The 14,916-nt window shown below is 29.0% G+C and carries 15 protein-coding genes; all 15 read left to right on the top strand.

Features of this window, described 5'->3' with window-relative positions:
• Nucleotides 1-168 precede the first annotated feature (168 nt).
• The 15 genes from HBE96_RS00830 (at nt 169) to HBE96_RS00900 (ending at nt 14,888) form a co-directional block, all read left to right on the top strand.
• A complete protein-coding gene (locus tag HBE96_RS00830) occupies nt 169-435 on the top strand; it encodes a flagellar biosynthesis anti-sigma factor FlgM (RefSeq protein WP_169295872.1) in 267 nt (88 codons plus the stop codon).
• Nucleotides 436-450: 15 nt separating this feature from the next.
• Nucleotides 451-861 (top strand): flagellar protein FlgN, encoded by a 411-nt coding sequence (locus HBE96_RS00835; RefSeq protein ID WP_169295873.1) that lies wholly within the window; start codon nt 451-453, stop codon nt 859-861.
• 12 nt (nt 862-873) lie between these two features.
• Entirely contained in the window at nt 874-2,820 is a 1,947-nt protein-coding gene (gene flgK, locus HBE96_RS00840; protein WP_169295874.1) for a flagellar hook-associated protein FlgK, read from the top strand.
• Nucleotides 2,821-2,839: 19 nt separating this feature from the next.
• A complete protein-coding gene (flgL, locus tag HBE96_RS00845; RefSeq protein WP_169295875.1) occupies nt 2,840-4,186 on the top strand; it encodes a flagellar hook-associated protein FlgL in 1,347 nt (448 codons plus the stop codon).
• 32 nt (nt 4,187-4,218) lie between these two features.
• On the top strand, nt 4,219-4,644 hold the full coding sequence (gene fliW / locus HBE96_RS00850) for a flagellar assembly protein FliW (RefSeq protein WP_169295876.1): 426 nt from the start codon (nt 4,219-4,221) through the stop codon (nt 4,642-4,644).
• Between the two features lie 73 nt (nt 4,645-4,717).
• Complete coding sequence (gene csrA / locus HBE96_RS00855) at nt 4,718-4,936, top strand: carbon storage regulator CsrA (RefSeq protein WP_169295877.1); 219 nt, start codon at nt 4,718-4,720, stop codon at nt 4,934-4,936.
• Between the two features lie 31 nt (nt 4,937-4,967).
• Entirely contained in the window at nt 4,968-5,150 is a 183-nt protein-coding gene (locus HBE96_RS00860; protein ID WP_169295878.1) for a hypothetical protein, read from the top strand.
• A 14-nt stretch (nt 5,151-5,164) separates the two neighbouring features.
• Nucleotides 5,165-5,347, top strand: coding sequence for a flagellar protein FlaG (locus HBE96_RS00865; protein ID WP_169295879.1), 183 nt, complete (start codon nt 5,165-5,167; stop codon nt 5,345-5,347).
• 107 nt (nt 5,348-5,454) lie between these two features.
• Nucleotides 5,455-5,751, top strand: a complete 297-nt coding sequence (locus HBE96_RS00870; RefSeq protein WP_169295880.1) for a hypothetical protein — start codon at nt 5,455-5,457, stop codon at nt 5,749-5,751.
• 174 nt (nt 5,752-5,925) lie between these two features.
• Nucleotides 5,926-6,312 (top strand): flagellar export chaperone FliS, encoded by a 387-nt coding sequence (gene fliS / locus HBE96_RS00875; RefSeq protein WP_169295881.1) that lies wholly within the window; start codon nt 5,926-5,928, stop codon nt 6,310-6,312.
• A gap of 85 nt (nt 6,313-6,397) precedes the next feature.
• A complete protein-coding gene (gene fliD / locus HBE96_RS00880) occupies nt 6,398-8,920 on the top strand; it encodes a flagellar filament capping protein FliD (RefSeq protein WP_169295882.1) in 2,523 nt (840 codons plus the stop codon).
• A gap of 9 nt (nt 8,921-8,929) precedes the next feature.
• Nucleotides 8,930-9,274 carry a flagellar protein FliT gene (fliT, locus tag HBE96_RS00885; protein WP_169295883.1) on the top strand — a complete coding sequence of 115 codons (345 nt, stop codon included), beginning with the start codon at nt 8,930-8,932 and terminating at the stop codon, nt 9,272-9,274.
• Nucleotides 9,275-9,585: 311 nt separating this feature from the next.
• Nucleotides 9,586-10,506 carry a flagellin N-terminal helical domain-containing protein gene (locus HBE96_RS00890; RefSeq protein ID WP_169295884.1) on the top strand — a complete coding sequence of 307 codons (921 nt, stop codon included), beginning with the start codon at nt 9,586-9,588 and terminating at the stop codon, nt 10,504-10,506.
• A gap of 238 nt (nt 10,507-10,744) precedes the next feature.
• Nucleotides 10,745-11,668 carry a flagellin Hag gene (gene hag / locus HBE96_RS00895; protein ID WP_169295885.1) on the top strand — a complete coding sequence of 308 codons (924 nt, stop codon included), beginning with the start codon at nt 10,745-10,747 and terminating at the stop codon, nt 11,666-11,668.
• A 148-nt stretch (nt 11,669-11,816) separates the two neighbouring features.
• The gene (locus tag HBE96_RS00900) at nt 11,817-14,888 is read left to right on the top strand and encodes a tetratricopeptide repeat-containing glycosyltransferase family 2 protein (RefSeq protein ID WP_169295886.1); all 3,072 of its coding nucleotides are present in this window, start codon (nt 11,817-11,819) and stop codon (nt 14,886-14,888) included.
• The last annotated feature ends 28 nt before the right edge of the window (nt 14,889-14,916 follow it).

Genomic DNA, 14,916 nt, shown 5'->3' on the forward strand with positions numbered 1-14,916 from the left:
GGAATTTATTTTTTTATTAAAGTAGTTAAAAAGAGGGATTTTGAATTAAAAATAAAGGTTTTTCTTTTATTTTCAGGTATAAACATTGGATTTATATACCCGATAATACTAATAATGATATAGCCAAGAGAAGTTGTTTCACTTGATAAATGTTAGGAGTGTATATTTATGAAAATTAATGGAGTTAATCCAAGTAAGGTTATAAACCTTTACTCGGATCATAAAAAAACCATAGAAAAGAAAGAAAGAGTACAAAACGGTGATATAGTTCAGATATCCTCATTAGGTAAAAGTTTGAGCTCCTATTCATTAGATGATAAATTTGTAAGTTCAAAAGAAAAAATAGAAAAGTTAACTAATGAAGTAAAAAATGGTACTTATAATATAGATTCGAAATTAATTGCAGCAAAAATTATGGAGGAAATGAAAATATAAAAATGGAGGTATGTCATGAATGCATCTGAATTAAATTCAGTAATAGTTGAAGAAATTAAAGCACTTCAAACACTGCTATCTTGTTTAGATGAACAGTTTCAATATTTAACGAAGAGAGAAGTATTTGCACTGGATGCTGTAAGAAGCAAAATAGAACAAAGTAGTAGGGAGGTAGCTTCTTTTGAAATGAAAAGAAGAAGCCTAACAAATGGTGAGGATATGAATAAAATAGTGCATGAACTTAAGGATAAAGAATTAGAAAAAAATTATAGAGATATAAAGAAGTTATTGGATTCTGTAGTTTTTCAAAAAGATACAAATGATATTTTGATTAAGCAGCAGCTTAGTTTTACAACTCAAATGTTAAACTTTTTAAATCCTGATAGAGGACCTAAAACATATAATTCATATGGAAAAAGACGATAGGGAGGAAATATAATGTCCGGTTTATTTGGAACTTTAAATATATCAAAAAGTGGGATGTTTACTCAGCAAAGATGTATAGATGTAACATCCCATAATATAGCTAATGCTAATACAGAAGGATATTCAAGACAAAGAGCAGAACTGCAAACTACAAAACCTTTTCCAATGCCTAGTGTGAATAATGCAGTGGGACCAGGACAATTAGGAACGGGAGTGCAAGTAGTTACAATAGATAGAATAAGAGATTCTTTTCTTGATTACCAAATAAGAGTAGAAAAGGGTGTTGATGGGCAATATAAAGGCAGAGATAAATTTTTAAGTCAAATAGAAAATATACTAAATGAGCCTTCAGATACTGGATTGTCTAAAGATATAGGAAATTTCTTCGATGCATGGAATACGCTAGGTACAAATGCTAAGGAATCTAATTCTAGATCTATAGTTGCACAAAATACAGTAACACTTACTACTGATTTAAACCATACTTATAATGAGCTAGAAAAGCTGAAGGAAAATACTCAAACTGTTATAAAAGATGATGTATTTGATATAAATAGTAAATTAAAACAAGTAGATCAATTAAATAGAGAAATAATACAGGTTAGGATAGCAGGAAATAATCCAAACGATTTAATGGACAGAAGAGATTTGCTTTTAGATCAATTAAGTGAAAAATTTGGAATAAGTGTAGATAGAAAACAATTTGAGGGGGAAAATGTAACTACCTCTGATGATGCAAAGGCTAAAGATATAGGAGATGATGGAAGACCACCATTAGCTGCTGATGGTACCACTAATCTTAATCTTGTGCAAGCCAATTTTCCAGATCAAGCGTGCAGGTTTTCTTATGTAGATAGTATACAACCTGCTGGTGGACAAAAAGCTGGAGAGGCAGGAAAGTATACTTTAACTTATTATAAAAATGGCGATAAAACTAGTAATGATAATGCTGTAACTATAACTGTAGATATACAAGATAGTACAGATAAAAATGGAGTTAAAACTACTGCAGCAGATAAATTTAAACAACTGAATCAATGTAGGGTTTTGTGGGCAGATAATAGTGGAGTAGCACTTAATGTAGATACTTCTGCTAAATCTCAAGGAATAGTTGCAGGTAACCTTCCAGCAGGAAGTTCAATAAAATTTGAAAATTTAAAATTATTTCAACCTCCTTCAGGAGAAATTAAAGGATATATGTCAGTTCAAAAGGACATAGATACTTATGAAGGACAGTTAAATAAGTTTGCAAAAGCATTAGCTTTTGCAGTTAATGGTATAGTAAGTCAAGAAAATGGTGCTATTGCAGATGTTACAAGTGGAGATAATGTTGTTGAAGTGAACAACTTCTTTGTAAATGCAGATGCCCAAAAAAAAGGAGCGTATACTGGTACAAATCTAACTAAAATAGAAGAAGCAGAAGCTGATATTACAGCAGGAAACATTACCATAAATCAAGCTATATTGGATGACCCCATGAAGATAAAAACTGCAGCTAAATATGATGGAAATAATAGACCTTTAACAGGTGAAAGCGATGGAAGTAGGGCTGTGGCGGTTGAAACTTTAAGAGATAGTCTTATGGCGGTTCAAAATATAGATCAAGATAATTCGACTAAAACTAAAAAAGCAGATTTCCTTGATGGTATATTTGAACTAAATTCTAAAATAGGAGTAAATACAATAATCAATAAAACTGGTGGAATGACTTTAGACAGTTATTTCAAGGATACAGTAGATAGACTTGGAATTCAGGAACAGGAAGCAAAGAAGACTGTAACAAATCAAGCAAGTCTTTTAGCAGGTTTTACACAATCTAGAGACTCTGTATCGGGAGTATCACTAGATGAGGAAATGGCAAATTTAGTTCAATTTCAACACTGTTATCAAGCTAATGCTAAGCTGATATCCACTGTAGATCAGCTTTTAGATGTAGTAATAAATGGACTTAAGAAGTAAAAAAACGAGGTGATATTTAATGAGAGTTACTAATAAAATGCTTGCAAATAATTATTTAACGGATATGAGTACAAATTTAAATAATCTACAAACAATTCAACAGCAAATGTCCACGGGAAAAAATTTCACAAAGCCTTCAGATGATCCTTTTAATGTAGCTAGATCTATGCAAATGCATACAGCTATAGATGCAAATACTCAGTATAATAAAAACATAACTAATACTATAAATTGGTTAGACACTACAGATACTGCATTAAACCAGTTGGGCAATGTATTTCAAGGTATAAGAGAAAGACTTGTATCATCAGGGAATGCTGCTTATGGTTCTGATGAAAGGTCTAAAATAAAGGATGAAATAAATCAAAGGATAGGTCAAGTATCTCAAATATTAAATACTACTTTTGCTGGAGAATACATTTTTGGTGGTACAAAAGGTGCATCTAAACCAGTAGATGCTATAATGGATTCTTCAGTTGGAGAAGTTACTAATACTGTTGCTGGGGGAAAAGGAACTGTTGGTGGTAAATTTTATGGTTCTGGTAATGCCAAATTTACAATAGAAGTAGCAGCAGTAGATTCTTCTGGAAAAGCAACTAAAGTAAATGTATTAAAAACCACTGCAAGTGGAACTACTTCAACATCTACAGTTTCACTCAATAAAGATAATAAATTTGATATAGGTAATGATTTAACATTTTCTATAGAGACTAATACCATCAATAAAGCTCCAACTATAGATCCTACAACCAAAAAGGAAACTGCATCAGGAAGTACATATACTTTTGACTGTACTTCTGCTGGAAATGCTAAACTTATTTATTGTAAAGCTGATGGAACTGAGTTAAATACAGATACTGTTGAATCGGATCCAAATTCTGAAGATGCTTTGCAATTTAATATGATAGATACAAAAAGACAAACAGAAATATCACAAGGAGTTTTAGCTGATTATAACGTTTCAGCTTCAGAAGTAATAAAATATGGTGATGAAGATAATGACGATTTAAGAAGTTTACTTTCTAGGATTGTAAATAATTTAGATGGAAAAGATGCAAATGGAGTTAGTAATGAAGATGCAGCTACCAAAGCTTTAGCTAATGAAGATTTGGCTGATTTAGATAAAGCTATTAAGCAGACATTAAAAATTCGTTCACAGGTAGGTGCAAAGCAAAATAGAATGGATAGTGCTAAAGAACAAAATGTTCAAGGAAATACTAATATGACTGATATACTTTCAAAAACAGAAGATATAGATGTAACACAGAAAACTATGGAATTTGCTGTGGCTCAAACTGTATATTTAGCATCACTACAAACTAGTGCAAAAGTATTACAGCCAACACTTATGGATTATATGAGATAACATCTTAAAACCTAAGAATAAGAGGTGTAAAAATGGAACTATCAACAAAATATCATGGAATAGTTGAGTATGATGAGAGTGATGTCATTACATTTGAAAAAGGAATTCCAGGTTTTGAACGTTTAAAAAAATTTATCATTTTCCCAGCAGAAGAAAATGAAGTGTTTAATATACTTCATTCTATAGAGGATGAAACCATAGGTCTCGTAGTAGTTTCACCTTTTCTTTATATTAAGGATTATGAATTTAATTTAGACGACGAGAAACTAAAAGAATTGCAAATTGAAAAAGAAGAGGATCTTCTAATTTTAAATACAGTAACTGTAAGTACGAATGTTTCTGATATAACAGTAAATTTGAAAGCACCTATAGTAATAAACATAAAAAAGAAAACAGGAGAACAAATAATATTAGATAACCCTAATTATGCTACTAAGCATTTGCTATTTCAAAAATAATTTTAATTTAATATGGCATAATATATTTAAGAATTAGCTTGAGAAATTTAAAAGCTCCTGGGGAGATGATGAAATGTTAGTTATAAGCAGAAAAAAAGGAGAATCTATTTTACTTGGAGAAGATGTAGAAATTACAATTGTAAAAATAGATGATAGTTCAGTGAAACTTTCTATATCAGCACCTAAAAGCATAACAATTTTAAGAAAAGAGCTATACAAGGAAGTAGAGCAGGAAAATAAAAAGGCAGTGGCTGTAGATATAAGTGTACTTAAAGAGTTAAAAAGTAAATAATTATATTAATTAAAAAAAGGAGTGTTTGAACATGGAGGTTAATGTATTAGGTCAGGGAGGACAGAATACCGTTACATCTAAATCTTCAGCACAAAACTTAAATGATAATGTTAAAACAGATAGTATAAACAATATTTCTCAAGTAAACAATACCGAAAATGCTAATGAAAGCAAAGGAAGGCAAGTAAGTGTTGAAGAAGTAAAAAAGCGGTAGACAAATTAAATAAATTGCTTGAAGGAAGAGAAACACATGTAGAATACGAGCCAATAGGAAAGGCAAAACACATCGGAATAAAAATAGTTGACAATGAAACGCAGGAGGTAATTCAGGAGATACCTTCTAAAAAAATTGTAGAAATGATAGATAAACTATGTGAGTTGGCAGGGCTAATGGTTGATGAAAGGGTTTAATTAAATTAATAGTGGACAATTGACAATGAAGGTTGATTTTCAGCAAAACTGAAAAGTTCCAATTAATAATTTTCAATCCTCAATTATTAAAAAAAGGGGGTACTTCTATGGAATTTAGATTAAATAAAATAGACCCTGAGGTACGTCAAAGAGTAAAAGAAACAACCAGTGCTGGTAAGATTCATACTAAAAGCGGTATAGCTATAAATAAGGATAATAAAAAGAATAAAAATGGACAAGATTTTAGTTCTGAACTTGAAAAACAAAAAGATAAAAGAAAAGCAAAAAAAATTTATGTAGATGCATTAAAGTCTGAAGAAGTAGAAGTTTCAGTTTATAAAGAAGAAAAAGAAGATTTATCTAAGGACGAAATTAAAGGCTATATTATAGATATAAGAAAATAATTAAAAGGGAATTAAGATTTATTACTTTTAGATTAAGAAATAAGTTTTAATTCTTAATTTTAATTAAATAGTATAGATAAGTATACGATAATTAATTTATATGATTGTTGAATTTAGAAAAAATCATACTAAGGATATTCGTTTAAATTTTTACTAAAAAGGAGTGAGTTTTAGATGTATGCACAAAACGCATATAATGCATATAAAACTAATAGTGTAAATTTTGCTTCAAAGGAACAATTATTATTGATGCTTTTAGATGGGTCCGTTAAGTTTTCAAAAATAGCAAGACAAGCTATAGAGAAAAAAGATATACCAAGAGCTCATGAAAATATAGTAAAAACTCAAGATATATTTTATGAACTTATGTTAACTTTAGATGCAACCCAGACAGGAGAATGGGGAGCTAAGTTACTTGGAATATATGATTTTATAATAAGAAGACTTAGAGATGCAAACACGAAAAAAGATTTAAAAATAATGGATGAAGTTATACCTCTTGTAGAAAGTGTAAGAGATATGTGGAATGAAGCTTATAAGGTATCTAAGCAAGCAAAATAGAATGAAAGTATAAATTTATTTTTATGAAATGTAAAAAGTTATTTATAAATAGCTTGTGTTATAAAGGAAAGGAGAGTGTTTAAAAATGAGCAGCATAAATAGAATAACAGGTCTTTCGGGATTTGATGTGGATGGTACTGTACAAAAACTTATGAAGGCAGAAAATACTAAGCTAGATAAGGCAAAACAGGATAGACAAGTAATACAGTGGAGGGAAGAATTATACAGAGAACAAATTGGAAATTTAAATACATTTTCAAGCACCTACTTTGATACTTTAAAAAGTGATACATATATATTATCTTCTAATACATTTTCAGCAGCTGCTGTAACTACTTCAGACACTACTAGCAAAATAAATGCAACAGCTATGTCTTCTGCAAGGACTGGTACTTACAGTATAACTGTCAATAATGTTGCAAAGGGAGCTAGTGTAATAGGTAGTAAGGCTGTAAATATAGAACAAGGTGGTGCTATTGGTTTTCCAATAGTTATGGATGGAAATAACAATACATTTAAGGTGAATATAGGTACAAGTTATGATGTTACTTTAGATAGTACAAAAGTTTATAGTAATTTATCGCAAATGGCGGCAGATTTGAATACAAAAATGGGCAGTGTTACAGTAGGGTCAGGAAAATTAAGTGATAATGTGGCAGCTGTAGTAAGTAGTGATGGCACAAAAATTGAATTTAATAAAAAAATAGAAATAACTGACAGTAATAAAAATATAACTCTTAATGTGGATGGAAATAATTATAATGTAACCTTAACTAAGGGAAATTTTACTACTAGCGATATTGCCTCGCAAATAAATGGTCAATTGTCAGGCTTGAAGACTGCGGGTGGTACTGCTTTTCCTACAGGAGTAGCAGCACAGTCAACTGATGGTCAAAATATAACTTTTATAAATACCTCCGATAAGACTGTTCATGCAGGGACAGTAAGTGTATCTACAGGTTTGCCTACAGTTACAACTGGCGGTACTAATACAGGAGTAACTGGAACTAAATTAAACTTTGCGTCAAACAGTTTTAGTTATGATAAACAAATAATAGCTGGAAAAAATGATACTTTTAGTATAGGTGGAACTACAATCACTCTTGCGGCAAGGAATTATACAACTGATCTAAATGGTGGTGGTAGCAACTATAGTGATAATGATATAACAACAGATTTAATTTCACAAATAAATACACAGTTAACAGCAGGTTCATCCATATCAGCAAGAACTGCAGTAGATGGTAGTAATACAATTCAACTTGTTTCAACTACTTCGGCTCAAATAGGGCTAAGTGGCAATGCTGCAAGTATGCTAGGTTTTGTTAGTGGTTCTCAGTTATCACAATCTCAAAGTGATAGTATCAATAATATTCTAACAGGGTCTGCAGATTTTACAATTAATGGTGTTGAATTTAAATATGATTTTTCAAAGGCGGCAGGGGATTCAGCACTAGCTTCAGGATATATAGGAGCTAAAGGCAGAAGTATATCTAGCATAATGTCTGAAATTTCTACTAAGGCTAGTGTAAATGTTGGTTACAGTGAACTTACAAGAAACTTTACAATGGCTAGTAGAAATACAGGAGCAAGTCAAAACTTTACAGCAAAAGATACATCAGGAACGTTTATGGCTACTCTTTTTGGATCTGGAGATATAGATACAAGTGCATCAGATTTGACAAAAGCAGTGGATGGTTCTTTTACTATAACAGAACCAGGGGGATCAGCTACAACTGTTACAGAATCCTCAAATAACTTTGCTATAGATGGGGTAACTTATAAAATAGATCCTAATACTGCTAATGGTGCGGCATCAACATTAAATATATCACAAAATACGGATGCCACACTTAATAAAATAAAAGATTTTATTAGCAAATACAATGATTTGATAGGAAAAATAAACACAAAGATAGATGAAAAGAGACAGTATAGCTACAATCCTTTAACTGACGATGAAAAGAAATCTTTAAAAGCTAATGGTGAAGAGGATCAGATAACAGTATTAGAAGGTAAAGCAAAGCAAGGTTTATTAAAAAATGATATATCACTTAGTAATATGGTTTCACAAATGAGAACAGCTTTTTACGATACAGTAAAAGATGCAGGAATAAATTTATATGATATAGGATTATCTACATCTGATGATACAACTCAGAGAGGAAAAATTGTAATAGATGAAGATAAGTTAAAACAGGCATTACAAACTGATGGTGATAAAATATCTAAACTATTTACACAGAAATCTACAACAAAACCTTATTATAGTCCAGTTATGAGTAATTCTGATAGGGCTGCAAGGTATTCAGAAGAAGGAATATTCCAAAGAATAAATGATATTATACAAGATAATGTAAGAATGTCAAGAGATTCCCAAGGAAACAAGGGGTTACTTATACAAAAGGCAGGAGTTCAAGGGGATGTAACAGATATTAATGGAATTATACCTAAGGAATTAAGTGCTCAAGATACTCTTATTAAGCAAATTACTAGTAAATTATCTGATAAGGAAGAGGCATATTATAAACAATTTTCGGCTATGGAACAAGCTCTTGAAAAATTAAACTCTCAATCAACGTGGTTGTCACAACAACTTGGAGGTTAATAAAAGTAAATGAATACTGAATTAGAAGGCCTTTTAAATCAATATAGAGAATATACTCTAAAGCTTATAAATGTAGTAGAAGAAGAACTTTATGATGATGTGGAAGGCTTACTTACAAAAAGAGAACACATAATTGATCAAATAAATTCTAATCAGCATACAAAAGATGAGTTTTCAAAAGTAGCAAAAGACTTACAAATTTTGATTTTGCAAAAAAAGTTAACGGATTTAATGAATCAAAAGAAAAGCAAAATAAAAAATAAACTTAAATCAATGGCTAAAAATAAATCAGCAAGGAAAAGTTATAATAAAAAATTCAGTGTAGATTCTTTATTTTTTAACAAGAAAATGTAGTTTTTGCTTTAATAAACTTCACATAAAAAGAACATGTTTTATACATGTTCTTTTTATGTGAAATCTTATGATTTTTGAATAAAATTATAAGATAGGTAAAAATCATACACATAGCATGTTTAAAGTATGTTATAAATTAGCATAAATGTCATAATAATTAGGAAAAAAGAAAAAAATATATAAAATTATCAAAAAAGTTCGCTTTAAAGTATAAAGAATAAATTAAATAATCCGATATACATAGTGTAAACACAAAATATAAGAGTGAACAAGGATGTTTGCTTAATTTAAAAATCAAGGAGGAAGAAAAAATGATAATTAATCACAATTTAAACGCTATGGACGCTCATAGAAATATGGTGGCTAACACAGGTAATGCAGGAAAAGCAATGGAAAAATTAAGCTCAGGTTTAAGAATAAACAGAGCTGGAGATGATGCAGCAGGATTAGCAATATCAGAAAAAATGAGAGGACAAATCAGAGGATTAGATCAAGCTTCAAGAAACTCTCAAGATGGTATTTCAATGATCCAAACAGCTGAAGGTGGATTAAATGAAACTCACTCAATTCTTCAAAGAATGAGAGAATTAGCAACACAATCAGCTAATGATACAAACGTATCAATAGACAGAGATGCTATTCAAGGTGAAATTAATCAATTGACTTCAGAAATAACTAGAATAGGAAACACAACTGAATTCAATACTCAAAAACTTTTAAATGGTGGATCAGTGAACGCTGCAGCAGGTGGTCAAACTAACTTCTCATTAACATTACAAATAGGTGCAAACGAAGGACAAAACTTTAAACTAACATTAAATGACATGAGATCTTACAATTTAGGAATATCTACAGTATCAGCTGGAACTGGAACTGCATTTGCAGCAGCTGGCACAGTAACAGATGCATCATCAACTGCTAATGAATTTGCATTAAATGTAGGAAGTACAGCAGCAGCAGGAAATGCAATAACAGTAATAAATAAAGCAATAAATACAGTATCAACTGAGAGAGCAAAACTTGGTGCTTACCAAAACAGATTAGAGCATACAATAGCTAACTTAAACACAGCAAGTGAAAACTTAAGTGCATCAGAATCAAGAATAAGAGATGTAGATATGGCAAAAGAAATGATGAACTATACAAAGACAAATGTATTAACTCAAGCTGCTCAAGCAATGCTTGGTCAAGCAAACCAAACACCAAACCAAGTTCTTCAATTATTAAGATAATAAGAAGAAATTTTATAAAAAAGGACATGTTTTATGCATGTTCTTTTTTTTGTTAGTATATTTAAAATTCAGAGGCTTTTGAAAATAGTTCCTAATAAGGTACCAAATATAATAAATATGAATAATTTTACTTAAAAGTATAAAGTGTGAAGGGTTTAATACGATATACTTAATGTAATAATTAAATATGGGTAAACAAGGATGTTTGCTTAATTTAAAAATCAAGGAGGAAGAAAAAATGATAATTAATCACAATTTAAACGCTATGGACGCTCATAGAAATATGGTGGCTAACACAGGTAATGCAGGAAAAGCAATGGAAAAATTAAGCTCAGGTTTAAGAATAAACAGAGCTGGAGATGATGCAGCAGGATTAGCAATATCAGAAAAAATGAGAGGACAAATCAGAGGATTAGATCAAGCTTCAAGAAACTCTCAAGATGGTATTTCAATGATCCAAACAGCTGAAGGTGGATTAAACGAAACTCACTCAATTCTTCAAAGAATGAGAGAATTAGCAACACAATCAGCTAACGATACAAACGTATCAATAGACAGAGATGCTATTCAAGGAGAAATAAACCAATTAACTTCAGAAATAACTAGAATAGGAAACACAACTGAATTCAATACTCAAAAACTTTTAAATGGTGGATCAGTAAATGCTAAAGCAGGTGGTCAAACTGACTTCTCATTAACATTACAAATCGGTGCAAATGAAGGACAAAACTTTAAAGTAACATTAAATGATATGAGAGCATATAACTTAGGAATATCTACAATATCATCTTCAACAGATAAATCATTTGCACAATTATCAACAGTAACAGACGCATCATCAAGTGCTGATAAAGAAATAGCATTAAATGTAGGAAGTACAGCAGCAGCAGGAAATGCAATAACAGTAATAAATAAAGCAATAAATACAGTATCTTCTGAAAGAGCAAAACTTGGTGCTTACCAAAACAGATTAGAACATACAATAGCTAACTTAAACACAGCAAGTGAAAACTTAAGTGCATCAGAATCAAGAATAAGAGACGTAGATATGGCAAAAGAAATGATGAACTATACAAAGACAAATGTATTAACTCAAGCCGCTCAAGCAATGCTTGGTCAAGCAAACCAAACACCAAACCAAGTTCTTCAATTATTAAGATAATAAGAAGAAATTTTATAAAAAAGGACATGTTTTATGCATGTTCTTTTTTTATTGCATGGAAATGAGATTAAGTTTTTTAACAATTAAAGATAAGTATAATATTTACGATAAACTAGATATAAATAAATATAAAAGGGTGAAGAGTTTTATGGATAATCTAAGTGTAGTAATAAGAAACAGTAAAAAAGAAATAATAAAAGATTATGTAAGAATGTTAAAGCCTATTTTAGAAAATTATAATGTACAAATTTGTATTTTAAGTAATGATATAGAAAAAATAGATATAGAATATAATTATCTTATAACAGAGATAGATTACAGTGTTAAGGATGTGTATAAATTTTATGAATCAGTAAGCAGTAATGAAAAATATATAATACTAGAAGAAGGAATAGAACTAAACGAAAGCTTGTGTAAAATACTGGCAAATGTTTTACTGAAAGAAGATTCTATTAATTATTACATACCTAAGAAAAGGTATGTAGATGTTGATAATTTATTTGTACAAAGTGAGTTTATTTATAGAGTTAAAGGAAAAGAAGAGGCTTTAGAATTAGATGGAGTTGTTAATGACTTTTCATTAATGAATTTAAGTAAAGATCAATTAGAAATAAATTTAACGAAAATGGTAAACGATAAAAAAACTCAATATATACATGAATGGTACAGTTTAATTTATAATAACATAGATAAAGATATACTAATGGATTTTTACAATACAATAGAAAAAATAAAATTATATGTATCTAAGGAAGAAAATGATTTAATAGAAACTCTATTTTTGTCTAATAAATTAGATAAAAGGTATTGTGATTTTTTAGCTATAAAAAGAAACTTAGTAAATAAAAATAAGAATAAAAACTTTATTGAATTATTAAAAAAGAATAAATTTTTACAGCATAAGCACATTGAATATTCAATTTATATACTATATTATTCAATTTTAAGTGGATTTATGATAGATGAATTATTAGAATATATAGGTGTTAACCGGTTAAAAGATTATATAATGTATATGTTTAGTGCAGATGAAGATTTTTACGCATATTTATTTGCATATATAATGTCTATAAATATAGAAGTTGAACTAGGAATACCTGACAATAAAAGAATTATAAAATATTTTAATATTGTAAAGTCATACTTAATTTATATGAATGATAAATCTAGTACAAAAGAAAAAAGAAAAATGCTGGTACAGGTATTTGTTGAATACACTAATTATAGTTTTTATGTTTTAAATGAAGCAAAGCAAATGGAGGAAGGAAACATAGAAGCTAAAGAAATGGACTTTATAAAAGATATAAGTTCTGCTATTTTATTTTTAAATAATAATAATTTAAAAGATGGCATAGACTCTTTAGAAAGTGCATCACTAAAAATTGATTACATGATATTGCCAGTAAGATATTATATCCAAAGTATTATAAGAGAAAACAAAAGTTATTACTATAAATTAAGTATATGTTTGATAGTAAAAAATGAGGAAAAACATATTGAAAGATGCTTAAAAAGCGTTAAGTTCCTTTTAGATGAAAGTTTAGCAGAAGTTATAATTGTAGATACAGGTTCAAGTGATAAAACTGTAGATATAGCATCAATATATACAGACAAAGTTTATTTTTATAAATGGAATGGAGATTTTTCGAAAGCAAGGAATTATAGTTTTGCTATGGCAAAAGGAGAGTATATTTTTGTATTAGATGCAGATGAAGAGTTTGATAAGGCATCACAAGATGAATTTTTGAAGCTGTTTAGGGGAAATAGGTATACTGAATTTAATACATTTTCCTTCAAAGAAAAAAATTATTTAAGTAATGATTTTAAGATAAGTAGTACATTTACTAGATATTTTATATTTAAAAACGAAGAAGATTTTTATTTTACAGGAAAGATACACGAACAGCCAGTATTGAAAGAGAAAATTTCTTCTTTAAATATGTATATTTTGCACTATGGATATATAATGGACAGTGAAATTATACAAAAAAAATTTGAAAGAAATTTAAAGATTCTAAAAGAAGAACTTGGAAATAATCCAAATAACGAATATTACATGTTCCAGATGGCTACCACCTATAGAATGCATGGAGATATTGATGAAGGAATATTTTGGATGGAGAAACTTTTAAATAGAATTGAAGATAAGGAATTTATACAAATGTATTTGACTTATTACAATGAAGCTAATACTTTATATTTATTAAAATGTGAATTTGATAAGGCTATAGAGTGCTGCAAAAAAGGATTAAAAAAGCAGGAAGATTTTATAGATTTAATATATGGTTTAGGTACAGCTTATTTTTTAAAAGAAGACTATGAGAATGCATATAAGTATTTGAAAAATTATCTAAAACTTCATGTAGAATTTTATACGCATGAAATTGCTAATAACCCAAGATTTATATTTATTTCATTGGATCAAAAAGATAAAGCAATTAATTCATTGCTGGTATGTTGTTATATGAAAGAAAATTATGATGAATTAATAGAGTATTATTATGAAGTCTTAGATCCGAATTTACTTAAGAGTACCACTGGATTATTAATAGAATATTGTTTTAATACAGAAAATTACAATGAACTTTCTAAAATCTACAAGAACAAGATTAGTAATAATAATGATATAAATATGGAAACAATATTTTATTATTTTATAAAAAGAAGATTTGATGATATGAAAATCAATTCTAAAAGAAAGTTGTTGGAAAGTTTTAAGAATACTTATGTATACGAAAATTTAAAAAATAATGTCACTGAAAGTAGAGAAAATTTATTGATTAAATTAATTGATATTTATGACATTGAACAATCAGATATTATAACATCATGTTTGCTAATAGGTGACATTTTAGATATGGTAAAAAGTTACAATATAAAAAATAAATCTTTAAAGGAATTAATTAATTATAAGAAGTATGTTAAGTTTGCAATATTAAGAACTATAACAGTTAAACAGTTTAAGGGATTGAGAGAAGATCAGCTTTTAGATATTATAAATAAGTATATAGAAGTATGTTTAGTTATTATTGAAAGTGGAAATACAAATTTACTTGATAACAAGGAAAATAAGTTTATAAATAAGTTTATTATTGCATTTAATAAATTACAAAGTGGAAAAATTGTTGAAGCAATTAAATATATAAAGGAAAGCGCTGAAGAATATAATGAAATGGCAAGGCCAATGGAACTGTTTATTAAAAACTTAGTGAAAAATTAAAAAAGACATTGAATTATGGAGGATATAA

Source organism: Clostridium muellerianum, assembly GCF_012926525.1.
Classification (GTDB): domain Bacteria; phylum Bacillota; class Clostridia; order Clostridiales; family Clostridiaceae; genus Clostridium_AM; species Clostridium_AM muellerianum.